Annotated in this window: 19 protein-coding genes and 2 pseudogenes; 18 read left to right on the forward strand and 3 right to left on the reverse strand. The window is 61.6% G+C overall.

The window, feature by feature from the left end; translation table 11 throughout:
- The first annotated feature begins 758 nt into the window (after nucleotides 1-758).
- The 4 genes from G3N93_RS02135 to G3N93_RS02150 are packed head-to-tail and all read left to right on the forward strand — an operon-like array spanning nucleotide 759 to nucleotide 4971.
- Nucleotides 759-1619: a fumarylacetoacetate hydrolase family protein gene (locus G3N93_RS02135; protein ID WP_174985437.1), complete on the forward strand. Its 861-nt coding sequence runs from the start codon at nucleotides 759-761 to the stop codon at nucleotides 1617-1619.
- Between the two features lie 25 nt (nucleotides 1620-1644).
- Nucleotides 1645-3330, forward strand: a complete 1686-nt coding sequence (locus G3N93_RS02140; RefSeq protein ID WP_206121409.1) for a bifunctional 3-(3-hydroxy-phenyl)propionate/3-hydroxycinnamic acid hydroxylase — start codon at nucleotides 1645-1647, stop codon at nucleotides 3328-3330.
- Entirely contained in the window at nucleotides 3327-4163 is an 837-nt protein-coding gene (locus G3N93_RS02145; protein ID WP_174985433.1) for a VOC family protein, read from the forward strand. Before G3N93_RS02140 ends, G3N93_RS02145 begins: the two co-directional genes overlap by 4 nt.
- A 46-nt stretch (nucleotides 4164-4209) precedes the next feature.
- Nucleotides 4210-4971 (forward strand): IclR family transcriptional regulator, encoded by a 762-nt coding sequence (locus G3N93_RS02150; protein WP_174985431.1) that lies wholly within the window; start codon nucleotides 4210-4212, stop codon nucleotides 4969-4971.
- A gap of 134 nt (nucleotides 4972-5105) precedes the next feature.
- Here G3N93_RS02150 and G3N93_RS02155 read toward each other — a convergent pair whose 3' ends face one another.
- Nucleotides 5106-6605 (reverse strand): helix-turn-helix transcriptional regulator, encoded by a 1500-nt coding sequence (locus G3N93_RS02155; RefSeq protein ID WP_206121408.1) that lies wholly within the window; start codon nucleotides 6603-6605, stop codon nucleotides 5106-5108.
- A gap of 937 nt (nucleotides 6606-7542) precedes the next feature.
- Here G3N93_RS02155 and G3N93_RS02160 point away from each other — a divergent pair.
- The 10 genes and pseudogenes from G3N93_RS02160 (at nucleotide 7543) to G3N93_RS02205 (ending at nucleotide 18895) form a co-directional block, all read left to right on the forward strand.
- Nucleotides 7543-8268, forward strand: coding sequence for a TetR/AcrR family transcriptional regulator (locus tag G3N93_RS02160; protein ID WP_174985427.1), 726 nt, complete (start codon nucleotides 7543-7545; stop codon nucleotides 8266-8268).
- 130 nt (nucleotides 8269-8398) lie between these two features.
- Nucleotides 8399-9682 carry an alpha/beta hydrolase gene (locus tag G3N93_RS02165; protein WP_174985425.1) on the forward strand — a complete coding sequence of 428 codons (1284 nt, stop codon included), beginning with the start codon at nucleotides 8399-8401 and terminating at the stop codon, nucleotides 9680-9682.
- A gap of 63 nt (nucleotides 9683-9745) precedes the next feature.
- Complete coding sequence (locus tag G3N93_RS02170) at nucleotides 9746-10627, forward strand: VOC family protein (RefSeq protein WP_174985423.1); 882 nt, start codon at nucleotides 9746-9748, stop codon at nucleotides 10625-10627.
- A 21-nt stretch (nucleotides 10628-10648) separates the two neighbouring features.
- A pseudogene (locus G3N93_RS02175) lies at nucleotides 10649-12316 on the forward strand (AMP-binding protein).
- Nucleotides 12313-12798: a thioesterase gene (locus tag G3N93_RS02180; RefSeq protein WP_241011398.1), complete on the forward strand. Its 486-nt coding sequence runs from the start codon at nucleotides 12313-12315 to the stop codon at nucleotides 12796-12798. Before G3N93_RS02175 ends, G3N93_RS02180 begins: the two are co-directional and overlap by 4 nt.
- A gap of 21 nt (nucleotides 12799-12819) precedes the next feature.
- Nucleotides 12820-13959 carry an FAD-dependent monooxygenase gene (locus tag G3N93_RS02185; RefSeq protein WP_206121407.1) on the forward strand — a complete coding sequence of 380 codons (1140 nt, stop codon included), beginning with the start codon at nucleotides 12820-12822 and terminating at the stop codon, nucleotides 13957-13959.
- Between the two features lie 11 nt (nucleotides 13960-13970).
- Nucleotides 13971-15344 (forward strand): MFS transporter, encoded by a 1374-nt coding sequence (locus G3N93_RS02190; protein WP_174985418.1) that lies wholly within the window; start codon nucleotides 13971-13973, stop codon nucleotides 15342-15344.
- Nucleotides 15345-15374: 30 nt separating this feature from the next.
- A pseudogene (locus G3N93_RS02195) lies at nucleotides 15375-16124 on the forward strand (Asp/Glu racemase).
- 209 nt (nucleotides 16125-16333) lie between these two features.
- Nucleotides 16334-17428 (forward strand): porin, encoded by a 1095-nt coding sequence (locus G3N93_RS02200; protein WP_174985416.1) that lies wholly within the window; start codon nucleotides 16334-16336, stop codon nucleotides 17426-17428.
- Nucleotides 17429-18157: 729 nt separating this feature from the next.
- The gene (locus G3N93_RS02205; RefSeq protein ID WP_174985415.1) at nucleotides 18158-18895 is read left to right on the forward strand and encodes an SDR family NAD(P)-dependent oxidoreductase; all 738 of its coding nucleotides are present in this window, start codon (nucleotides 18158-18160) and stop codon (nucleotides 18893-18895) included.
- A gap of 9 nt (nucleotides 18896-18904) precedes the next feature.
- Here the strand turns inward: G3N93_RS02205 and G3N93_RS02210 are convergent, their stop codons facing one another.
- Together G3N93_RS02210 and G3N93_RS02215 are read right to left on the reverse strand one after the other, a co-directional pair.
- A complete protein-coding gene (locus tag G3N93_RS02210; protein WP_206121406.1) occupies nucleotides 18905-19906 on the reverse strand; it encodes an AraC family transcriptional regulator in 1002 nt (333 codons plus the stop codon).
- Between the two features lie 320 nt (nucleotides 19907-20226).
- Nucleotides 20227-20985, reverse strand: coding sequence for an IclR family transcriptional regulator (locus G3N93_RS02215; RefSeq protein ID WP_174985411.1), 759 nt, complete (start codon nucleotides 20983-20985; stop codon nucleotides 20227-20229).
- Between the two features lie 134 nt (nucleotides 20986-21119).
- Here G3N93_RS02215 and G3N93_RS02220 point away from each other — a divergent pair, with 134 nt between their 5' ends.
- From G3N93_RS02220 to G3N93_RS02235, 4 genes are all read left to right on the forward strand, one after another.
- Nucleotides 21120-21902, forward strand: coding sequence for a crotonase/enoyl-CoA hydratase family protein (locus tag G3N93_RS02220; protein ID WP_174985409.1), 783 nt, complete (start codon nucleotides 21120-21122; stop codon nucleotides 21900-21902).
- Between the two features lie 72 nt (nucleotides 21903-21974).
- Entirely contained in the window at nucleotides 21975-23195 is a 1221-nt protein-coding gene (locus G3N93_RS02225; protein WP_206121405.1) for a CaiB/BaiF CoA-transferase family protein, read from the forward strand.
- Nucleotides 23192-23992 (forward strand): enoyl-CoA hydratase/isomerase family protein, encoded by an 801-nt coding sequence (locus tag G3N93_RS02230; protein ID WP_174985404.1) that lies wholly within the window; start codon nucleotides 23192-23194, stop codon nucleotides 23990-23992. The genes G3N93_RS02225 and G3N93_RS02230 overlap by 4 nt, the downstream gene beginning before the upstream one ends.
- Before the next feature lie 85 nt (nucleotides 23993-24077).
- The gene (locus G3N93_RS02235) at nucleotides 24078-25130 is read left to right on the forward strand and encodes a porin (RefSeq protein ID WP_174985402.1); all 1053 of its coding nucleotides are present in this window, start codon (nucleotides 24078-24080) and stop codon (nucleotides 25128-25130) included.
- The last annotated feature ends 9 nt before the right edge of the window (nucleotides 25131-25139 follow it).

Genomic DNA, 25139 nt, shown 5'->3' on the forward strand with positions numbered 1-25139 from the left:
GGGATAGACTGAATGGAGATTGTAGTCACGCCATCCATAGATGGTTCATCGTTGCATTTGGCTTTCCCACGCGCCCTCTTCCACCCGCTTAGTCAGTGAAGCAGTTCGGGAATTGTTACGTATGTCGTTCAAGATTGCATCGTCCCCGCATTCGCCGCTCAACAGATTCATCAGATTGACCGACATTCACTCTCGACATCACGACGACAGATAACATTCCCCGTCCAACCAGGATGGCAATCGGGAGAGAGTTCGGCTTGTCGTCGTTCAGTGTACGGGGGCACACCATTACTCACCCCGCAACGGTGTCAATTGTGGCGATCGAAAGGCGACGCGTAATCCATCCAGTCGTGGCCCGGAACGCCTCCCGCTCACGCACAATTCGCGTCGCCGCGTCGCTGAGCCCGGCTCAATCGCCGGTCGGTCAGAATCGCATCCCTGCCCCGAAACAACCGGATAACAAAGCACCCGCGGATGGCACATAGCATCGGCACACGCCCCGGGTCTTAAATCGGTTCGACTGACTCGTGCGTCGGCCAGCCCATGTCGACAAGAACGGCATGCATGCTGCAGCGCCATCTGGCGCCTGTTTCTGACACCCGGTCCTCGCCATCGACCGGGACAACGTAGACCATTCTTCAGCATCATTCATGCCTAAATTTTCACCATGAGATAATTTTTACTACTCGTATACCATAATTTCTCATATTTAGAGAAAAATGCAACACTATACTCCGTGGAACGTCTACGGAGAGACCATGAATCTAGTTAGCTTTAGCAAACACGGGCGTTGCTCGTGGGGCCTTGTGCGGGATAGCGATATCGTTGATGTTGCTCCGATTGCCGACGATGTCGGTCACACCCTGAAATCCGCGCTGGAACGACGCTCGCTGGATCGTGTCCGCGCGTGGGCGGAAACTCAGGTAGCGACGCATGCGATCAATTCCGTAGATTTCCTGCCCGTTGTGCCAGATCCTTCAAAGATCCTCTGCGTTGGAATCAATTATTTGAGTCACGTTCAAGAGACCGGTAGAGACGTGCCCATCTGGCCTATGATCTTCACGCGGTTCGCCGACTCGCAAACCGGCCACAACCAAGCAATTGTCCGACCGTCTACATCTCACAGCTTGGACTTCGAGGGTGAGCTCGCGGTGGTCATCGGTGCGCGTGCGCGTCACATCAAAGCCAAAGACGCGCTTGACTATGTCGCCGGCTACGCCTGCTACAACGATGGCAGCCTGCGCGACTGGCAGAAGCACAGTATTCAATTTGTGCCTGGGAAAAACTTCCCGTCCACCGGTGGTTTCGGGCCATGGCTCGCTACGTCGGAGGAGATTCCTGACCCGTCGACTTTGACTCTCGTCACAAGGCTCAACGGCCAAATCGTTCAGAAAGCGACCACAGACGATCTAATCTTCTCCGTCCCCCGTCTAATCGAATACTGCTCGACCTTCACGACGCTCAATCCAGGCGACGTGATCATCACCGGAACTACCGGTGGAGTGGGCGCGTTCCGTCAGCCCCCCCTATGGATGAAGCCGGGTGACGTAGTCGAGGTCGAAATTTCCGGTATTGGCACACTGCGGAACCATATTGTTGATGAGGCGCCCGCAGATTGAGCCAATTCGACGGCGGAGAAAACGAATGGATCTCAAAGAAATCAACACTAGCGTATTGATCGTCGGCGGTGGACCCACCGGTCTTTCGCTCGCTAACGTCCTCGGGCAAGACGGGATCGAATGCATCTTACTTGACCGAAAGACTAGTACCGTAGCGGAACCCAGGGCCGTCTCCATCGATGACGAATCCTTGCGAACCATGCAGGCAATCGGCTTGATAGAGCCCGTAATGCGGGACGTCGTTCCTGGGTATGGCGTGCACTATTTGACCCGTGTAGGTGGTCGGTGCTTTGGACGTGTTGAGCCAACTGCGAGCGAATATGGCTACCCACGCCGTAACGCGTTCAGGCAGCCGTTGTTCGAAGCCTCCGTCCATGAAGGTTTGAATCGATTCAAGAACGTGCAAGCACTATTCGGCCATATTTTGGAATCGTTCTACCAAGAGCAACACGGAGTACATGCCACTGTCCGTTGCCCCGACGGTACCGCACTCTCAATACGGGCTCGATATCTTGTAGGATGCGACGGCGGCCGTAGTCCCATACGCGGACTACTGGGTGTCAAGATGGTGGGCTCGACGTTCAAGTCTCGCTGGCTAGTGATCGATACTGAAAATGACGACGACAGCTTCTCTCAGATGCGGGTCTATTGTGATCCCCGCCGGGCAGTCGTTGACGTTCCCGGTCCACACAAAACTCGCCGCTTCGAAATTCTCATTCACTCGCACGAGTCCGCAGACGACGTCGTAACAGAAGCACAGGTTCGCAAATGGCTGTTCCCGTTTCGAGGGAGTCGAAAAACTGACATTGTGCGCAAAACCGTCTACACCTTCCATGCACGAGTAGCGGAGCACTGGCAAGTCGGCCGAGTTTATCTGGCCGGCGACGCTGCGCACTTGACCCCACCCTATGCTGGCCAAGGAATGAACAGTGGTGTACGTGATGCGCACAATCTGGGGTGGAAGCTATCCGCCGTCGTGCGCGGGCAACTGCCGGAATCAGTGCTTCTTTCATACGAGATCGAGCGTCGAAAGCACGCATGGGCACTAATTCGCCTGGCGCTGAATCTAGGCATGGTCATGGCACCGAAGTCGCGCTGCAGCGCATGGGCATGGCAGTCGTTTTTCCGGATCGCAGCATACGTACCACCTGTCCGCGACTACTTTCTGCAAATGAAGTTCAAGCCGAAACCAAGGTATGCCTGCGGACTGCTCGGACCTATTGACGAACTCGGGCGTCACAGCGTTCGGGGGCGAATGCTTCCGCAACCATTCGTGACGTCCCGCGGTCGATCGATGCCGCTCGATGATCTTCTTGGACCACGTTTTGCCCTCCTCCGCTTTGGACGACCATCGGTCGGGACCAGCCTGCGGCCCGCTCATCAACTTTGGCGTCATCTAGGCGCCGCAACTGTATGGATTCTTCCTGAGCCCAACGGCGTGTCGGAACGCATGCTGGAACAGCGTGGCTGGACCGTAGCTGTGAGCAACGACTCTGCATTCGTAAACGCGCTCGCTCACAACTGCGACCGGGTCATTGTGCTACGGCCAGACCGTTACGCTGCGGGCGCATTCCTTCCGTCACAAGAGCACACATTCGCTGACGAATTCGCCACGGTGTTGGGCGTCGATGCCACTATCAGCGTACCGGGGGTATCTCCCGACGACTCATCCATCACGTTACCACCAGCAATCAACTGGATATCACGATGACCAGCCTGCAGAAAGAAACCCCGGCTCAACTAAACCATCTTTGCGTCGATTCACCCCAGCCGGAGCGGCTGGCCCGCTTCTACTGCGAGATGATGGATTGCGCCGAAACACCACTCAATGAGCTCCGCTTGTTATCGGGGCCACGTCGATCGATATTGATTCGACCGGGTGCGACCGCAGATCTCGCTTACGCCGCCTATCGGATCTCCACCGACTCTCAGCTCCAGACTCTAAGATGCCGCCTTGCGGCAAACGATATCGCATGCGAACCACTACACGATCCTTTGCTGGAACCGGGCTCGTTTGTAGTGGCTGACCCGCAGGGACGCCAAACTGCGTTTGGTGTCGCATGCCACACTCTGCCCCATTCGGGAGCGCCGGCACGTCTTCAACATTGCGTCTTTCAGACAACTGAGCTGGACGATGTAGTGCGCTTCTACGTCGACAAGCTTGGCTTTACTGTATCTGACGAGGTGGTGAGCGACGATTCGCGCGCAGCCGCAGTGTTCCTGCGTTCCGACGACGATCACCACACGCTTGCATTCTTTCGCGGTAGTCGCAATGAATGGGATCATCACTGTTACGAAACGAACGAGTGGAATGACATCCGGGATTGGGGCGATCGTTTCGCTGCAGCTGAGATCCCCATTTTCTTTGGCCCGGGACGCCACGGCCCCGGCAACAATCTGTTCTTTATGGTCACCGACCCTGATGGCAACCGTCTAGAGTTCTCGGCAGAATTGCAACAAGTGTCGATCGATTCTACAGCTGGTGTGTGGCCTGCAAGTGAACGCACGCTGAATAGCTGGGGGCGAGCATGGATGCGTAGCTAAATCATACGCGATAATAGACTGCCAACGAATCTTGACACCTAGGATCATGAGTACTTCGGATCGGTCGCTTGCAGTACTGAAACTGTTTTCAATCGATAAGCCGGTATGGACAGCGGAGGAGATCTCCACCGCACTTTCGGTTTCGTTGGCTACTTCCTATCGTTATCTCGCCTCGCTGGACGAGGCGGGACTCGTTGCAGCTGCCACCGTAGGGCACTACGGGCTCGGACCGGCAATCGTTCAGCTCGATCGCCAAATTCAATTGACGGATCCGTTGTTGAAGGCGGCTCGACCTGTCATGGCTGACCTATCGAAATTTGCCCCAGACGGATCTGCGATTTTGCTTTGCCGGCCCGCCGCAGATTGTGTCCTGTGCATTCATCAAGTCCTAACCACCGGACCGCAAGAACCTGTTAGTTACGAGCGCGGGAGGCCGATGCCTTTATTCTTCGGTGCCACGTCGAAGGTTATTCTCGCCAATCAACCGGCAAGAGGCATGAAGGCGATTTATGCCCAGCACGTGCGCGCAATTGAACAGGCGGGTCTGGGAACGTCCTTCGCAGAATTTCGCGATACGCTCGCGGCGTGGCGTAAGTCCGCGTGCATGGTTACACACTCTGACGTTGACCCTGGCAGAACCGGTATCGCAGCCCCCATCCTGAACGAAGCCCGGACCGCAATCGGCAGTCTGAGTTATGTCGTTCCGCACACGACAGAGGAACGTGTGGTTGGTCGACTAGCGACCCTTGTAAGTGCAGGTGCCAGAGAGATCGAGGGAGTGCTTGTGAACAATGGAGTCCCTGTCTGAATTGGAAGTGCCGCTTAAATCACAGATGTCGCCTTGTATTGAGATTTAGCGGTCCGTTGAACGTAAGAGCTTACAAAGCACTTGCCTGCGCATCTTCCACCATCTTTGAAATCACGCTCGATCCACTCAAGACGTCAATTGCCGCGTATGCCGGCCCCACTAACCAATCCGCGTTCGCGCGCCCACACGATCGCCTCGCCGCGGCTGTGCACGTCGAGCTTCGCGTAGATCGTCGCGACGTGATTGCGCACCGTGTTCGGCGCGAGCCCGAGGCGGCCGGCGATCTCCTTGTCGGCAAGACCGTGGCACAGCAGGTCGAACACGTCGCGCTCGCGTGCGGTCAGGTCCGACAGCTGGGCGCCCGCATCCGGCGCATTCGCACGCCGCACGTTCGCGAGCTTCTCGATCAGCGTGCGGCTGAACCACGATGCATCCTGCATCGCCGTTTCGATCGCATAGACGAGCTCCATCTCCGTGCGCTTGCGGTCGCTGATGTCGAGCAGTGCGACGAGCAGGCAGTCGCGCCCGTGAATCGCGACGGGATCGGCCGACACGACGCAATCGCGCACGTCGCCTTCACGCGTGCGGATCTGCACGTCGGCGTTGCGCACGCTGCCGTCGCGCGCGAGCTGGCTCTCGATGTGCTGCCATGCGGCGCGCTCGGCCCATAGCCCGATCTCGTCCGCGGATTTGCCGAGCAGGTCGTCCTGCGCGTGGCCCGTCATCGCGGCGAACGCGCCGTTCACGTCGAGCAATTCGAAGCGGTCGGCCGTGACGATCGCGGTGGCGACCGGCGCCATCCGGAACGCCGTCGCGAAGCGTTCCTCGCTCTGCCGCAGCGCGCGCTCGGCCTGTTTGCGCGCCTCTAGATCCATGAGCGTGAACAGCACGCACGCCTCGTCGTTCATGTCGATCGGCTGCCCGGCAACCACCACGGCCTTCGTGCTGCCGTCCGCGCGCTTCAGCACGGCCTCCATCTGCGGGATCGTCGCGCCTTCGCCGAGCCGCTCGATCGCGAGTTCGCGCCGCTCGGCCTGGTCGAGCACGTCGATCTCGTACACCGAGCGGCCGAGCACGTCGTCGCGCGCGTGGCCGGTCAGGTCCAGAAAGCCCTGGTTGACCTTCACGTAGCGCAGGTCGCCGAGCCGGCAGATCACGGCCGGCGCAGGGTTCGCGTTGAAGGTGCGCTCGAAGCGTTCCTCGGCGCTCGCCCATTCGGTCGCGTCGTGCAGCACGAGCGCGAGGCAATCGGGCTCGCCGGCCGCATTCGTCAGCACCAGGCTGCGGATGCGGTGGACCCAACTCACGGTTTCGTCGGCGACCGATTCAACTTCGACCGTCACGTCGCTGAACTCCTCGCCCGCGATCACGCGATCCATCGGATAGTGGCCATCGCGCACGGGGTGGTTGTTCCGGTAGCGCAGCCGGAAGTGCTCGCGGTAATCGGTGACGGTCGCGCCGAGCGCCTTCAGCTCGGTCACGCCGTGCATCGCGAGCGCGGCGTCGTTCGCCCAGACGATCCGCTGGTCAGGCTCGACCAGGATCACACCCGCGGTGAGCCCCGCGATGATCTGGTGCAGTTGGTGCCTATTGGTATATTCTTTCAGCGTTTGCTCATCTGTCAATTCGCTCACTGAAGTATTTTCCCTATCGCCGATTTAGTATCCGCCGTTCGTCTGTGCTGGGACGCCCGGTCACAGCCCGAAATTGATCACACGCCGCAGGCCCTGTCGCGAAGCATTGACCGACTATCCACATAGTACGAGCACATACCGCACCGATACCGTGCGGCTCCTCACCAAACGGAGTTGCGCCACGCGCGTACCGATCATAGCGATCGGGCCATGCACTGCTTTCACTAACGGGTTCCGTCGTGCATGCAAACGCTCTAATCGATACCGCGTATTTGCGCGATGCTCGTCCTCAAGCACATCGATTTCCCGCCACCGTATGGTTCGCTTTCAAGCAACGCAAGAAAACCAAGGTGCAGGACACCTCCACGAAAGCGCCGTTTAGTGACCGGCACAATGCCGGATTAACTCGTCAGGGAAACCTCGCCAGAACTTCGATTGGGTAGGTTGATTAGGGAGCAAGCCAAGCTCAACGCTATCGCGCGACGGCTCAACGAACGTCCACGCAAGACACTAAACTTCGATACGCCGGCTGAACGATTCGATCGAGCGTTTGCATCGACCGGTTGAAGCTACCGCCTCATCTGGACTCTCCCCACGAAAATGGGAATCGAGGCGAGGTTGATGGCTGACTTGGCAACGGCTGGTGGCACGAAGTTTGACATCAGCGTGAAAACGAGCGAGCGTATCGTCGCGGTGACAGGCACGCTGGAGACGAAGGCCGCTGTGCACGCGGCTGTCCTCGTGACGCGCACTCCCTGCGTGCTTCATGCGTCAATCGCGCAGCCCCACGACTTCCGGTCGAGTGTGGGACGCAGTCTTAACGACCGACGCCGCCACTTGCATCGCTTGCTTGTTGTGCACACCGGCCGCTAGTTCCGGCGCGTCGATGGCCGATGCTAACATTCGTCAACCTGAAGCGACTCCTCCCAAACTACGCATGAGCAAAACGACAGCCCCGGCTAAATCGCGCCCGACCCGTAGCGACGCTCAGCGGCAGGCCATACTCAATGCCGCATCGCTGCTGTTCATCGAAAAAGGCTTCGGCGGTACCAATATCAACGATATTGCAGACGCGGTCGGCATGACCCGCACGGCGCTGTACTACTACTTTCCTAGCAAGGAATCGATGCTTGAAGCGCTCACCCGCGACGTGACTGAGCGCGCGAGCGATCTCACGAAAGTTGTCGCTCAACGCCCAGAGCTTCCGCCACAGGAGGGACTTCGACAGCTCATCCTCGGCCACGCTGGCCTTATCCTCTCGCACCCATTGCAGTTTCGCGTCGTCGAACGCAGTGAGAGCAGCCTGCCGGATCCGCAGCGCGCCGCCGCTCAGACTGCCCGCCGAGCTGTGCGAAACAATTTCGTGAACGTCATCCGGCGTGGTATCGACCTTGGCACATTCCAAGCCGTCGACGCCGACATAGCGGCTTTCGCCATCATCGGGATGTGCAACTGGTCCGCGTGGTGGTTCGATACCCGCAGGCAAAAGTCTGCCGAAGCGGTTGCTGAACTCATCGCCTCGCTCGGGCTGCGCATGCTCTGCGTTGAGACCGACGACAGCGCCCGGCCTTCGAACGAACGCGCTGACATTCGCCGTGCACTGACGGAAATGCATGACGCGCTCTCCACACTCGAGAACACGCTGCTCGGCGGTAAGGACTAGACCAGCCGCGAGTTTCTCATCTGCGTTTCAGTTAGTGTTTACATCTACGTCAAATATTTGACGCGGTCGTCAACACTCCCTAGCATTGGCGCATGGTCAATGTCAGGAGCGCGCACGCGCGATTCGTCCGATGAACGATTTGCCTTCATCCAGCAAGCCGATCGCCCAGGCCATCGCAGGCTTTCTAAACGCTGACTGGAATCCGCGTGACGTTCCGCCGAGCACGGTCACGACGAACGTCGTGCTGCGCACCGCCGACCAAGCAGCCACCGGCGGCTCACTGTACCGTCCGCCGATCGCGACGGACACGGTGGTGTGCGTGATGCATCCGCGCGAGTTCATGGCCTGCCATTACCTGATTCCGGATATCGTGGGCGCCGGCTACGCTGCGTGGTCGCAGTCACCGCGCGCTGTTGGCAACGACCTGCGGCTGGAACACGAGTTCGCGCTGCACGACGTGGCCGCCGGGCTGCAATACCTGCGCGCGGCAGGGTTCCGGCGCATCGTGCTGCTCGGCAATTCGGGCGGCGCCGGACTTTATGCCCTTTATGTGCAGCAGTCCGAGCTGCCGGGCGCGCAGCGCATTGCATGCACGCCTGGCGGACGAATAACACAGCTCGCCGAACTCGACATGCCCACCGTCGACGGTTTCGCGCTAGTCGGTCCGCACCCCGGGCAGGGTGCGCTGTTACTCAACTGCATTGATCCGAGCGTCTCGAACGAGAACGATCCGCTCTCCGTCGATCCGTCGCTCGATCCCCTGTCACCGGCGAATGGGTACTTGGGCAAAGGCAACACCCGCTATAGCGCTGAATTTGTCGACCGATATCGCGCGGCACAGCGTGCACGCGTAGCGCGCCTCGACGCGTACGCGCGATCGTTGATCGCACGTCGTCAGGACGCTCGTCGGCGCGTAAAGGAAAACGGCGCGAGCGGCATTTCGGTCAAACCAGACGACCGGCGCGTCGCCGCGCACACGCCGATCTTCAACATCTGGCGCACCGACGCCGACCTACGCTGCTTCGATCTCGGCCTCGATGCGTCGGATCGCAAGTTCGGCTCTCTGTGGGGCGCCGATCCGTACGTGTCCAACTACGGCGCGGTCGGTTTTGCACGGCAGTGCACACCGGAGAGCTGGCTTTCGACTTGGTCGGCGCTGTCGTCCAACGCGTCACTGGCCAGCACTGCGCGCTCGATCGTCCAGCCTGTGCTCATCATCGAATACACCGGCGACCAAGCGTGCTTTCCGAGCGACGTGAAGACCATCGTCGATGCGATCGCGTCACCATCCAAACGCCACCACCGCGTACGCGGCGATCACCACGGCCGCGCGTTGAGCGCACACGAAGCGCCCGGGCGGCTCGAGGCGGGACGTCTGCTCGCTCTATGGCTGAGCGAGCACTTTTCGCCCTGACCGGACAGCCAGCTGTTCCCGGCCCGTCTTCGTCATCACGACTTTCAATGGACGACACAAGTCATGCATGCTCACCCTCTTCCCCCGCTAAAGCTACACGGTGTCGACCACACCGCACGGCCCACCTGGCGACTGCGTGAAACCGTCGAGTTCTACCGCGACAAGCTCGGGCTGCCGCTCGTGCACGTGATTTCCGCACGCGGCTGGGGACCTGCGACGCACCCGGACTTCCTGCATTTCTTTTTCGACAGCGGCAACGGCAGCACCATCGCGTTCTTCTACTACCTCGGCAGCGAAGAGCCAGCCGAGATCCCGGCACGCACGACCGCTCGCCCGCTTCCAGACGATCATGTCGCCGACGCCACACATACCGCGTGGCTTGTCGACGGCCCGGACGAGCTACGCGCGTGGAAGCGACATCTCGATGCTCAAGGGCTCGACGTATCGATGGAAACCCGGCACGAAGTGATCGAATCCGTCTACGTACGCGATCCCAACGGCTACTTCGTGGAGTTCACGCATAAGCTGCGCTCGCTGACAACTGTTGATGCCACCGATGCACAGCTCACACTCGAGGCGGCGATGACGCTGGAGGACGCCGCACGCGCGGCTGGTCGCCCGATGGATACCATCGACGCGATATGGAACCGCAAGGCGGAGCTGGTCGCTGAACGCGGCAATGCCTCCGCCGCGCCGGTGCGCATCTCCGTGCCCCGCGTGGCGGAATTCGCGCCGTTGGTGCGCACAGCATTGCAGCATCCCAATTGCCGCGTGCACGAAGGTGAAGAATACGATTCTATCGAAGCCGACGGGCCGATCGAGTTCGAGCGCCGCGCGCTCGGCTTCAAGCCCGCGCTTTGGTACAGCATGCTCACTGGCGGCTTGCACGGGCGCATTGAGCAGTACGACCACGACATCGTACGCATCGCACCGTTACAGTCCTGAGCCGCGGCGAGAGGAGACATAATGGAGATACGAATCGAACAACCGATTAGCGGTGTCGTTTATCCCTGCCGAATCCGTGCTGAGGCAGCACTCGCCAGCGGCGCGTGGATCGCCAGTACCGTCGGCGACGCACTGCGCGCCACCGCACTGCGTTATCCGGATCGACTCGCGTTTGTCGGTCATGACCGAAAGATCAGCTTCGCCGAACTCGACGAGGCCACCGAACGCCTCGGTGCCGCATTGCTCGCGCGGGGCCTCGCCCCAAGCGACCGTGCGATCTTTCAACTCGGTACTACGGTAGAAACCGCAATCGCTCTGCTCGCCTGCTTCAAGGCCGGCATCGTGCCGGTGTGTTCGCTACCGCAGCATCGCGAGATCGAAATCGGTCAGCTGTCGCACCTATCCCGTGCACGCGGCTACTTCATTCAGGCGGATTTCAGCCCCCGCTTCGACCTGCCGGTCTTCGCCGAATCGATGTCGGCGCGTCATCCGTGGATTGAGCATCGGGTGATCGTGCGCGGCGAACATGCTGGCGCAGTCGCTATGCAGACGCTGATCGATGGCATACCGCTCGGGCAAGCGCGCGAACGCCTAGCGCGTGTGCGGATCGGCTTGTCGGACGTACTCAGCTTCCAGCTCTCCGGCGGCACGACGGGCATCCCCAAGATCATTCCGCGGTTCCATGCCGAGTATCTCGGCCACTCGGCGGGTTGGATGCGACGTTATCGCGTTGACGCTAACAGCCGGTTGATCTGGTCACTGCCACTGGTGCACAACGCTGGCCAGCTTTACGCCCTGATTCCAGCGGTGCTCATCGGACTGCCGGTCGTTCTGATGCCACAGGTCGACATTCCGATGATGCTCGACCTAATCAGCAGGCACCGTATTACGCATGCGCTGTCGATCGGCCCGATCGCACCGCAACTGATGGCTTAGGCAGATATCGCACGGCATGATCTGTCGTCGCTCGAGTTGTTCGCAACGATGAGCCGCGCCGATACGTTGGAAACACACTTGGGCGTGCCGTGCTCGAACCTGTACGGTACCACGGAAGGTCTACTGCTCGGCTCGCCGGCCGATGCTCCAGACCGGGTACGACATCAGACGCAAGGGCGCTCCGGGTGCGACGATGACGAGATCCGTTTGCTGGAACCAGGCTCAGAACAGCCCGTCCCACGCGGCCGGATCGGCGAACTATGCTTCCGCGGGCCGTCGACGCTTACGGGGTACTTCGCGAACGCGGAGGCCAACGAGCAAGCCTTTACGTCCGACGGTTTCTACCGCACCGGGGACATGGCAACCGCGCATGAAGTGGACGGCGCGCTTTACTACACGTTCGAAGGGCGCTTGCGGGACAACATCAACCGCGGCGGCGAAAAGATCGGCTGCGAGGAAGTCGAAAGCCACGTCAGTCAGCATCCGTCGGTCGCCGACGCCAAGCTGGTGCCCATGCCCGACCCGTTCTATGGCGAAAAAGGCTGCGTCTTCATCATCCCTCGCCCGGGCATGCAAGCGCCCGACGTGCAGGCGCTCGGGCGGTTCCTCGTTAAGCGGGGCCTGGCCCGGTACAAGTGCCCCGAGCGAGTCGAGGTAATCGACGCATTTCCCGTCACGCGCGTGGGGAAGGTCGATAAGCCTGCGATGAAACGGATCATCGTCGATCTCATCGCGCAGGAAGCTGGACAATGAACGCGCCCGCACCAATCGAACACCTGATCGGCGAACGGCCGCCCACGGTGCGCCGTCGAATGAAATGGAACGGATGCGAGCCCGCCTGCGTGGTCGACGCCGCCACCTTCGCCGATTTCGTAATCTGCGCAGGCGAACTGCTCTCCGGAGCGTTGCTCGGCGGTACGCCACAGTGTGCACAACGCGCACTCGGCTTCGGCACGCCAAGCCGTGCGCTGTCGTTCGATTGCATCGGCGCGCTGCGACCCGACGACGAATTCGACATGACCACGCGAGTGGCGGACGTGCGCAATCGTTCGTACATGCTGGACATCGCGTCCCGCACGCCGCAAGGCCCGACCGCGGTCAACGCACGCCTTCACCGCACGCCGCACAACCGTATGCGCCGCGCACGACGAGCGCAGCTCGATCGTTATCCCGCCCGCTTTCCGCCAGGCGTTGCTAGACCACCAGCGAGATTGTACCGGCGCCACTTCGAATGAATTCGTCAAGGACAACGCATCATGAAAATCGACATTGTCGGCGCCGGCCCGGCCGGCATGTACTTCGCATTACTAACCAAAAAATACAATCCATCTAATCGCGTCACGATTTATGAACAGAATCCGGAGGGTGCGACCTACGGCTGGGGCGTAGTGTTCTCCGATATCGGGTTGTCGTTCCTGAAGGAAGCCGATATGACGTTCTTCGACGAATTCATCGCGCATCACGAACGTTGCGACTACATGGAAATCGTTCACCGTGGCACTCATGTTCAGGTCCACGGTAATCATTTTTCGCGCACGTCGCGCATCGACATGCTGCGAGTCCTGCAGCGTGCTTGCGAGCGCGAAGGTATCAGGATCGAATACGGCCGGCGCATCGAGGATGTGCACGCGCTCGCGGCCGACTGCGACATGCTGGTGGCTGCCGACGGCGGCAACAGCTCGATACGCACTCAACTGGCCGATCACTTTCGCCCGCAGTTCGTTCAGCGCCGCAACAAATTCGCGTGGTACGGAACGCACCAGCTCTTCCATCCCGTTTCGCTGATCTTTCGCGAAACGCTGCTCGGCGTGTTCATTGCGCATTGCTATCAGTACAGCTCCGACCTGTCGACCTTCTTGATCGAAACGGACCCCGATACGTGGCGCCGTGCCGGGCTCGACCACGCCAGCGAGGACGAAAGCCGTCGGTTCTGCACCGACGTGTTCCGCTCCGAGTTGGGCAGCAATGTACTGCTGACCAACCGCTCGCTCTGGTTCGAAGCCAACATCGTCAACACCGCAAACTGGCATCACGACAACATTGTCTTGCTCGGCGACGCATTGCGCACTGTGCACTTCTCGCTCGGCTCCGGTACCCGCATGGCGATGCAGGACGCGATCGCGCTCTACCGTGCAATAGCGGCGACGCCATGCGACCTACCGGCCGCGTTCGCTGCCTTCGAGGCAGCGCGCCGGCCCGCGTCGTTCAGCTTTCTAGGCGCGGCGGCAAAGAGCCTCGACTGGTACGAGAGCGTCGCCAGCAAGTTGCATCTCGACCCGGTCAGCTTCGCCTATGACTACATGTGCCGAACCGAAAAGGTGACCCGCGACGACCTTCGGCGACGCGACCCGTTGTTTGTCGACGCCTACGACACGCTTCAGGCACGCGCGCAATAAAGGAAAATACTATGACCAAGACAACCACAATCAATGTTGCCGACGTTATCGGGAGCAGTCGTCTCGGGGCTCTGCAGTATTTCGTACTAAGCCTCTGCACACTATGCCTAATTATTGATGGTTTCGACGTGCAGGCAATCGGCTATGTCGCGCCCGCCATCATCAAACAATGGGGCATCGCCCGTGCCGACCTCGGACACGTGTTCGGAGCGGGCCTTGTCGGCATGACGATCGGTGCGCTGTTACTCGGCCCCGTGGCGGACCGCATCGGCCGACGGCCGGTGCTAATCGGCGCCATGACATTCCTTGCGACGAGCGTGTATGCGACGGCCCAAGCTGGCTCAGTGCCGCAGCTGCTACTGCTTCGGTTCGCTGCCGGATTGAGCATGGGCGCAATTATCCCGAACGCGGTCGCCCTTGCTGGGGAGTTCAGCCCGACGCGCATTCGCGTTACGACGATGATGATCATTTCCTCTGGCTTCATCGTCGGCGGCGCGATCGGTGGCGCCGTAGCCGCGCCGCTGATTCCGGCATTCGGCTGGCGATCCGTGTTTATCGTCGGCGCAGCTGCACCATTGCTGGTGGCCATCGCGATGATTGTGGGTATGCCTGAATCGCCTCAGTTCATGGCAATGCAACACCGCAGCCGTCACCGCGTTCGAGCACTTCTGCGACGCATTGATCCCGCGCTCGCAATTGGTCCGCACGTCGAAATTTTCGTTCCTGAGAAGAAAGCCGCCGGCATGCCTTTCTTGCACTTATTCCATCATGCGCTCGGAACTGGCACCGCGCTGCTTTGGGTCCTTAACTTTATGAACTTGCTGGCCGTTTACTTTCTCGCAAACTGGCTACCGATGATCATGAACGGTGCGGGACACACCACCTCTCAGGCCGTGTTCGCCGGCATGGTCTTCTGGGTCGGGGGCATCGCGGGTAACCTTCTTCTCGGCTGGCTGGTGGACCGGTACGGCTTCGGGCCCACGCTAGCGCTGACCTTCGTCGGCTCGGCGCTGGCGGTCGCCGCGATCGGTCAGGTGGCCGGCTCCCTGACGAGCGCTTTCATCGCCATTGCGATCGCTGGCTTCGGTGTACTCGGCGGCCAAACCGCGCTGAATGCGCTAGCCGCGGTGTTTTACCCGACCGCGTTGCGGTCCACTGGCATGAGCTGGGCGCTCGGCGTAGGCCGCCTCGGCTCGATCCTCGGCCCCGTAGTTGGCGGCGAACTTGTGCGATTGAACTGGCCGTCCTCCAGCCTACTCATGGCGGCGGCCGCGCCGTGCGTCGCGGCTCTACTCGCAACTCTCGCCTTCTGGCGAGCCGGCGACCTGCCGGGTCGGGCAAAAACGCTTGAACCAACGCCACGCGACGTCGCCTCCCGCAGCTGACCCTCCACACCGCACGAAAAGGACCATACCTTGACCAGACATTTCCGCAACAGACAGATCGTGCCCAGTTCCAGCACGACGATGGATACCGAGATTCCGGCGATGCTTCGCGCTCGCGAGTCTGTCCGTTCGGCTGAGCGCTTCACCTTCCATTCGCGCCGCATGCGTATGTACAAGGTCGCAAAGGAGGAACTGGCCGCGATGGAGAGGGGAGCCCTGCGCTGTGCCGCCGAACTCACCGACGCGCGCGTGGACGTGATGAGCACGGCGTGCCTCGTCACAATCGTGTCCATGGGCCTCGGCTATCACCGCATGACCGAACGTCGATTGACAGAGGTCGCGCGAGCCAATCATTACCTGGTCCCGGTAATGACGTCTGCCGGCGCTCTTGGACGAACTGAATACGCTGGGTGCACGCCGCATCGCGCTGATGGCGCCGTATGTGAAGCGGCTGACCAACCTCGTCGTCCAGTACATCGAGCTCGAGGGCATCGAGGTCGTCGATGCGATCTGATTCGAGACTCCCGGCAACCTCGAAGTCGGTAGGCGGAATCCGTTGCAATTGCTGAACGACGTAAAGCGTTTGAATACAGCGGGGGCTGACGTGATCGTCGCGTCCGCCTGCGTAAAAATGCAGTCGCTGCCGGCTGTCCGACGCATCGATGATGCGACCGGGATTCGGACGGTCTCCACCGCGATGTGTACGTCCGCCGGATGCCCGACAATCTGGTTCCGGCACCCAAGATCCCTGACGCGGGCGCTCTGCTACAGGCACGCTGATTCGTCGCACGCAAGCTTGCATTCTGGCCGGTATGAAGCCACATTTTTCGGGTGAGCGGCGACCGATCCGACCAGCTCGTCCGGGCCAAATCCAGTCCTACAAATTGATTGGCGCACACAAGTGTTTTCGAATAGAGCACCGATCGCGCATGCGAAGTAAACATATTCTAAACAAGGCGTTGCAACGCCAGAATGGAGATAAAACCGTCATGAAAATCAAATGGAGCGCCGCCGTGTTCGCGACGGCGTCAGGGCTCGCATACGGGCAAAGCAGCGTCACGCTCTACGGAATTGTCGATACGGGCATATCCTATTACAACCACGCGACTCCACATGATGGATCGTGGGTTGGCTTGCCCATTCTGACCGGTGAATTACCCTCCCGCTTCGGGTTTAGGAGTACTGAAGATATTGGTGGTGGCTACCGCGTGTTCTTCGTGCTCGAATCGGGGTTCCAGCCAGGCACCGGCGCACTGAATTACGGCGGCCGCCTATTCGGCCGGCAGGCCAACGTTGGGATCGACAGCGATTACGGTGCATTGACGCTTGGCCGGCAGATGAACATGACAACCTACGCGTTGGCGAAGGCCGACGTAATCGGGCCGTCTATTCATTCGTTGTACGTGCTCGACGGGTACCTGCCGAATGCACGCAGCGACAATGCTATCGGCTACTTCGGCCGCTTCCGCGGCATCACCGTCGGAGCCACATACAGCTTCGGTCGAGACGCAGCCGGCCCCGCGGGACCGAGTGCGACAAATTGCGCCGGACAGGTAGCAGGGGACATCTTGGCGTGCCGGCAATACACCGCACTCGTCGCCTACGATACTGCTACTTTCGGCGTGGCGGCGTCCTTCGACGTGATGCGAGGCGGCACCGGAGCATCCGCCCCATTGAATCGAAGCACATCCACTGCAACGCGGAATATCATCGACGGTTACCTGGTCGCGGGCACGGCCAAGCTCGGTATCGGCTGGATACGAAATAACATATCGGCCGCCTCCCACCTGCAATCGGACATCTTTTTCGCCGGTGCAACATATTCGGTCACGCCGGCTTTTTCCGTCGACGCCCAGGGCGTCCGCTACCTGCAGCGCAGCCGCGATGCTGGAAGCCACGACGCAAACTCAACACTGCTCGTTACGCGCGCGAACTACGCGTTGTCGAAGCGCACGATCGCCTATACGTCGGTCGCGTACATGTTCAACAGCAAGCTGGCGGCCAACCCAGTTGCCGCAGGCGGAACGGTGGGGACAGGTATGAACCAACTCGGCGCCATGATTGGCGTCCAGCAGAAGTTCTGACGTAGCGGCGTCGCTTTGTTGCTGTCATACGTGGCCGGGAAGACGGAAGCCGATTGTCTATGAGAGCCCCTCGCTTCTTCCCCACCTCTCCGGGGCACCCGGGGTTTGCGCGCGGCGCGAACCACGTTTTGGCAAGAATGTATTGGCGCTGGCCAGCGGATGGTAGCGACATAGTCCGCACGCGCCTACCTTGACGTCTGATGTGAGCAACCGCAGTTCATGTGAGGAGCCTCGAGCGCGGAACCCGCGAACAGACAGTATCCAGGAAAAGATCTCAATGACCGAGAATGCTCCATCAAACGCGAATGCAAGCGCAGGATTTCCTTACGAGTATGGTCATTTCATCGACGGCATGTGGACGCCAAGCGACGCCGGCAACAAATCGGGGCACCTATACAACCGGACGAACCATGCATACCCATATGCTGCCAATTCACTCCGCTGGGTCGCCAAATCGGAGTTACCCCCCGGTGTGGGTGGCCATGTGACGGTTCAGACTCCTGGCCGGACAAAGACGACGGCCCGGCGGTTTGGAGCAATCGTCATCGGGTGGTCGCGATTGGTCTGAGCATCAAATAAGTGAGTCGCCGGGCTTGGTTCGTGACGGCCAACTAGCAACGCGAATTGGCACTCTGGAACGGTGCGGAGTTCGATGCTTTTTCGATCGAGGCGTTATTTCTGCTTTAACTCATTGCGGTCCTTCACTAACCTCAAATCGAAGGGGATGTCATGAACAACACCCATGAAGGGCGGGTGGCTATCGTAACTGGCGCCGGCCGCGGAATCGGGCAAGAAGTCGCCACGCGTCTAGCAGCGCGCGGCGCGCAAGTGGTGTTGATCGATCTCGACGCCCCATCGGAAACGCGTGCGCTGATCGGCGGCGATCCGCTTATGCTAACCGGGGACGTCAGCGACGCAAAGGCATGGATCGGTTTCGCGCGGGCGGTTGACGAACGTTACGGACGCGCAGACATCGTCGTGAACAACGCCGGCATTTATCCGTTCGCTGCGTTCGACGATCTCGATTTCGATCTGTGGTCGCGCACGCTACGAGTGAACCTCGATTCGCATTTCCATTCAGCAAAGGCATTCGTCCCGCTGATGCGTGCGAACCGGTGGGGACGCTTCGTGAATTTCTCGTCGAATTCGATCGGCACGCCGCTCGCGGGACTCAGCCACTACATGGCGGCAAAAATGGGCGTTATCGGTTTCGTTCGTGGGCTCGCCAACGAAGTGGCCGGCGACAACATCACCGTGAACGCTATCCTGCCGGCACTCACTCGCACACCCGGCACGAGTGGCATTCCAGACGAGCTTGCACGGAGCGTATGGCAGCAGCAGGCTATCAAGCGCTTCGCGACGCCTGAAGATATCGTCGGGCCGATCCTGTTTCTCACCAGCGACGACGGCGCCTTCGTGACCGGCCAGGCACTGGCAGTCGACGGGGGAATGTACAAAATCTCGTGACCCCGACTGCTAGCCCGAGCTATCGCGCGCCCGCCTACGGGTCTGCGATGGCGTTTCGCCGTACCGCCGCCGGTATTGCAGGTTAAATGCACTCAGATGAGTGAACCCGTATTGCAGCGCAATCGTTGAGATAGTTGCCGCGGAACCGACGTTCGAGATCAGTTCGGTACGTATCTTTTCCAGTCGCAGATGGTTCAAGTGCTGCATCGGTGTCGTTTGGCGGAATGCGCTGAACGCTCGCGATAGCGACCGGATGCTGCAATCCGCCGCCGCGGCAATTTCCGTGAGCGTCAGCGCCTGTCCAAGCCGCGCCTCCATGAACTCGACAGCTCGACGCAACTGCTTGGGAGCAATCACGCCGCTCGATCGATGTAACTCAGCCGTGTAGTTGTGAGGTTGCGTGTCAAGCAACGTTACGATAAGCATTTCCTCGACGCTCGGCGCAAGATAATCTCTCAGTACGGCATCACTTTCGTTTAGCGTCGTCACGACGAAATCCAGCAGCATGAACCATCGCGTCAATGCATGGGAATCGCGCATCGCAATCTCGAACCGTAGCGGCGCGCGGCCCGGATGGCGCATCATGCGCCAGCACGCTGCGGACACGCGCCGATGATCAAGCTGGACCTTCAGGACCTCCGCCGTCGGTTCGTAATGGAACCGCGGCGAGTCCGACGCTAAGCTAAGGACGGTCGCCCCCGGCTCACCGCCGTAGTATTGCGCTTGCCCTGCAGTCATTCCCGCCCGCCCCCTTATGGTCGTCGTAATGAGCAGGCAAGCGCCGAGGTCGTCGGGCTCGATCTCGATGGTGCGCCCAAATGCCAGCGTGGATACAGCAAAGAGCCCGCACTCCACGCCGTGCAGCACGATCGGTGCAATCGCATCGGCCGCCTGAGCGCAGACGCGGTAATTGCAATACCGGTTGGCGATGGCGGAATGAGCTGCTTCGAGCTCATTGACGGACAACTCCAGGAAGCGCGCAGCGAGACGCGCCGAAGGTAGAGTCAGCATGCTGAATTTACGTGGACGCGACTGGAACTTGGGAACCGACACTCGCCATCGATGCAAGCCGCGCCACATCGGGATAGCTTCACACAATGCCGATCTCGCAAAACATTTATCCTTTAGCCGCGTCACTTATCGGCAACCCTTGCAGCCCGACTTTGAGTTGAGTATAGTTTTTTTGACACGTTCGTCAAATAATTGAAAATCCGCCTTCTCGCATGGTGCAATGCCAGGCGTCGGGCTTACAACAGATATCCTTATAGCTGCAACGATTCCGATTCCCATCAAGAATTTCGCCGGAACACCTTGAAATTCCAGCTCGGAAGTTATGCTTCTTCGGTGCGCTCACCCAATACGTCACGCATCGCTTCCAGAATCGCGTCCCGTTGCGGATGGATCCGCTCGACGGGGCCGGCCACGCCCATGGCCAGCGGCAGGCCGTTCCAGCCGTCCGCGATCACCATCGAGATCATCGCGGCACCCTGCGTGACCGTATGCGCCGAATAGGAATAGCCGCACCGGCGCGTCTGTTCGACCTTGTCGAGCACGACATCCTCGTCGATCGTCCGGCCCGACTTGCCGAGCCGGCGGATGCTGCGCGACACGAGCCGGCGGATCGCGCTGTCCGGCTGGAGACTCAGCAGGGCCCAGCCAAGGCCTGACATGCAGATCTCGCGACGCGTGCCGATCGGCGCGTAGAACTGGATCGGAATCGCATGCGCGCCCTCGACCGCATCGATGTACTGCACGTACAGGTCGCTCTGCACCGCGATCACGACGGCCTCGCGCGTGCGGACCGCCAGCCGCTTCGCGACGGCATGCCAGTGCCGCCGGCTGCCTGCCGTCGAATCGACGAGCGCTTCGCCGAGATTGACGAGCCGCGCAGTGGGTGCATACGTATGCGTTGCGTCGTCGTACGCGAGATAGCCGAGCGCCTTCATGCTGGTCAGCAACGCCGCCGCGCTCGAGCCTGGATAGCCGCAGCGCGTGGATATCTCACGCACGCTCAGCGGTCGCTGCAATGTGCTGAACAGCTCCAGCACTTCAAACACGCGTGCCGCGCTCTTGACCACGTTTCCGCTCATCCAGCCGTCTCCTCACGCCACCGGGCGAGCCTTCCACATATGTGGAACGGAATTTCCCGCCGCCAACCGTCGTGACGATACTAGGCTTCGGCCCGCGGCGTGAAGTCCCGCGGTACAGAACACTCGGAGACACCATGACAGCCTTTCTGATCCGTGAACGGCAGGGACCGATCCTGACCGTCACGATGAATCGTCCGGAAACCCGCAACGCCATTTCGGACAACGATGCGATCGATGCGCTGACCGAATGCTGCGACGACGCGAATCGCGACGAGTCGATCCGCGTGCTGGTGCTGACTGGTGCCGGCACGACGTTCTCGTCGGGCGGTAACGTGAAGGCGATGCGTGCGTTCCTGGAATCGGACCCGCACGACCTCGCCGCGATCCGGACGAGCTATCGCCGCGGCATCCAGCGCATCGCGCACGCGTTCCAGCACCTCGAAGTGCCGGCCATCGCGGCGATCAACGGCCCGGCCATCGGCGCCGGCACCGATCTCGCGTGCATGTGCGACATCCGCATCGCCGCCGATCGCGCCCGCTTCGCCGAAAGCTTCATCGCCCTCGGCCTCGTGCCCGGCGACGGCGGCGCGTGGTTCCTGCCGCGGGTCGTCGGCGCCGCCGTCGCCGCGGAAATGTCGTTCACGGGCGATGCGCTGGACGCACCGGCGGCGCTGCGTTGCGGGCTCGTCTCGCGCGTCGTTCCCGATGGCGACCTCCTTGCGCACGCGCTTGAACTGGCCGGCCGCATCGCCCGGCATTCGGGCACCGCGTTGCGCCTGACCAAGCGGCTGCTGCGCGAAGGCCGCCACGCGAGCCTCGACACGCTGCTCGACTTGTCGGCGTCATACCAGGCGTTCGCGCACGCCACCCCCGAACACCGCGCGGCAGTGAACGCACTGTTCGCCGCGCGCGGTTGAATCCGCGACGCATCGCCTGCCGGCATGCCGGCATGCCGGCAGGCCGAATCCCACATCGAAGGAAACATCGTCATGACAAGCAGTCACGAAGGCGCACTCGCAGGCGTGCGCGTGGTCGACCTGAGCCGCGTCTACGCGGGGCCGTTCTGCGCGCAAACGCTCGCCGACCACGGCGCGGACGTCATCAAGATCGAACCGCCGCAGGGCGACGAAACGCGCGACTGGGGGCCCGCAATGCCGAACGGCATCTCCAGCTACTACTGGGGGCTCAACCGCAACAAGCGCAATCTCGCGCTCGACCTGTCGCATCCGGACGGGCGCGACGTGCTGTTCCGCCTGCTCGACACGGCCGACGTGCTGATCGACAACTTCAAGCAGGGCACGCTCGAACGCTGGGGCATCGGCTACGACGACTGCCTGCGCGCGCGCTTCCCGCGCCTCGTCCACTGCTCGATCTCCGGATACGGCACCGACGGCCCGCTGGCGCGGTTTCCGGGCTACGACGCCGTCGCACAGGGCCTCGCCGGCTTCATGTCGATCAACGGCGAACCGGGCGGCATGCCGTTGAAGGTGCCGTTCCCGGTCGTCGATTACGCGGCGGGCCTGAGTGCCGTGTCGAGCGTCCTGCTCGCGCTGGTCGAACGGACCCGCTCCGGCCTCGGGCAGCACGTCGACATCGACCTGTTCAGCACCGCGCTGTCGATGCTGCATCCGGTCAGCACGACCTGGATGGCAACCGGCGACGTGCCCGTGGCGACCGGCAACGTGTATGGCGCAATCGCGCCGTACGGCATCTATCCGTGCAAGGACAAGCCGATCTCGACCGGCGCCGGCAACAACCGCACGTTCGCGCGGCTCGTCGAAGTGCTCGGCGTGCCCGAGCTGGCGCGCGACCCGCGGTTCGCGACCAACGCGAAGCGCGTCGCCAATCGCGATGCGCTCGATACGCTGCTCGGCCAGCTGACCGCGGAACGGCATGCCGACGACATCGTCGAACGGCTGCTGAATGCCGGTGTCGCGGCAGGCCCGGTGAACACCGTCGCCGATGCGTTCGGCCACCCGCAAGCCGCCCGCAACGCGATGTTCGTCAAGACCGGCACGTACACCGGCGCGGGCGTCCCCGCCAAGCTCTCCCGCACGCCCGGATCGATACGCCGGCCGCCCCAGCCGTTCGCCGCCGACACCGACGCCGTGCTCGACGCACTCGGCATCGACGCGGCTCACCGGGACGCGCTCCGGCAAGCGGGCGTGCTCCACGACATGCGCGCGGACACCACCGGGAGCGCGTCATGACCTCGTCCGGCTCGTTCTCTTCGCTGACGGGCGACGCCGCCCCGTCGATCCTGCGCAACGACGACAACGGCATCGCATGGCTGACGATCCATCGTCCGCACGTCGCCAATGCGCTGTCCGCCGAAGCGATCCGGCGGCTGTGCGACGAACTCGTCACGCTCGACGACAACCCGTCGATCCGCGTGATCGTGATCCGCGGCGCGGGCGACCGTGCCTTCAGCGCGGGCGTCGATCTCGGCGACCCCGAGATGCGCGGGATGCAGCCGATGCGCGGGCTCGCACGCAACGTGCACGAACTGATCCTCGAGCTGCGCAAGCCGACCATCGCGGCAATCAACGGCTACGCGATCGGCGGCGGCTTCGAGATCGCGCTCGCGTGCGACCTGCGAATCGCCGCCGATCACGCGACCTTCGCGCTGCCCGAAGCACGCGTCGGCATGGGCGCGAACTTCGCGAGCGTGCTGCTGCCGCGCATGCTGCCGCGTGCGATCGCGATGGAGCTGCTGTTCACGGGCCGCCGCTTCGACGCGGACGAGGCGCAGCGCGCCGGGTTGCTGAACCGCGTCGTCCCCGGCGCCGCACTCGACGACACCGTGCGCGAACTGGCGCAGACGATCGCCGGGAACGCGCCGCTCACGATCCGCCGCATCAAGGAAACCGCGACCCGCAGCCAGGGGTTGCCGGTGGCCGCCGCGCTGCGGCTGGACGTCGGCCCCGACGTCTATGCGAGCGAGGACCGGATCGAGGGCGCCCGCGCGTTCCTCGAGAAGCGCAAACCGGTATTCAAGGGGCGCTGAACCCGACGCAGCACGGCAGCATCACGCGCGCAACCGCTCCCAGAACGCGGGCGCGCGACAAAAGACATGGAACGGAGACACCTTCATGCAACGGAAAGCATTCGTGGTCGGCGCGTGCGTGCTATGCGCCACATCGGCGCACGCGTCGTCGGTCACGCTGTACGGGATCGTCGACAGCTACGTCGAATTCGATCGCATCGGCAGCCTGTCGAGCGTGCGGCAAAGCGGCGGCGGATCGTCGACGAGCCGGTTCGGGCTGACGGGCGTCGAGGATCTCGGCGGCGGTACATCGACGAAGTTCGTGCTGGAGAGCGGCTTCTCGCCAGCCGACGGCTCGTTCCAGGGCGGCACGCTGTTCTACCGGCAGGCCTACGTCGCGCTGCAGAACACGCGCTACGGCGACCTCCGGCTCGGCCGGCAATACACGCCGTCGTTCTACGTCGTCTATGACGGCGATCCGTTCGGGCTCAACGAACGGCTGTCGCCGCTCGCGCTGCTCGCGACGTCGACGGACACGATCACCCCCAACACGACGCCGCCGATTCCGCGCTTCAACCAGGCGGTGTCGTACCTGAGCCCCGACTGGAACGGCCTGCGCGTGATGGCGACATACGGCTTCCCGACGCCGAATGCGCTGTCCACACAGGCCGGACGCAACTACGGCGCCGGGCTCCAGTACCGGATCGGCGGGCTCTACGTCGGCGCGGGCTTCCAGGGCGACACGTCGGCCGGCAACCTGTCGCCCGTCGTCTCGCCGTCGACCACCCGCCACTACGTGTTCGCGGCCAACTACGCGTTCGCGCACGTCAAGCTGTACGCCGCGTTTCTCTATGGCGTCAGCACCGCGCCGAACCTGCCTGCGTTCTCGACCGCGGGTGCCGGCGCGTCGATCGACGTGGGCGCGCTCGATCGCGTGCTCGTGTCGGTCGTGCGCCGCGACGTGAAAGGTTCCGCGAACGACGCCACCGCGCTCGGCATCGGGTACGACCATCCGCTGTCGAAGCGGACGTCGCTCTACGCACGCTATCTCTACATGAAGAACGGCGGCGACGCGCGCAACACCGTCGTCGTCGGCCTGCAGCCGCAACCGGGCGGCACCGAGCAGGTGTTCGCGCTCGGCATCGTTCACCGTTTCTGATGGAGTCCT

Origin of the sequence: Burkholderia sp. Se-20378 (assembly GCF_017104665.1) — a bacterium.
Classification (GTDB): domain Bacteria; phylum Pseudomonadota; class Gammaproteobacteria; order Burkholderiales; family Burkholderiaceae; genus Burkholderia; species Burkholderia lata.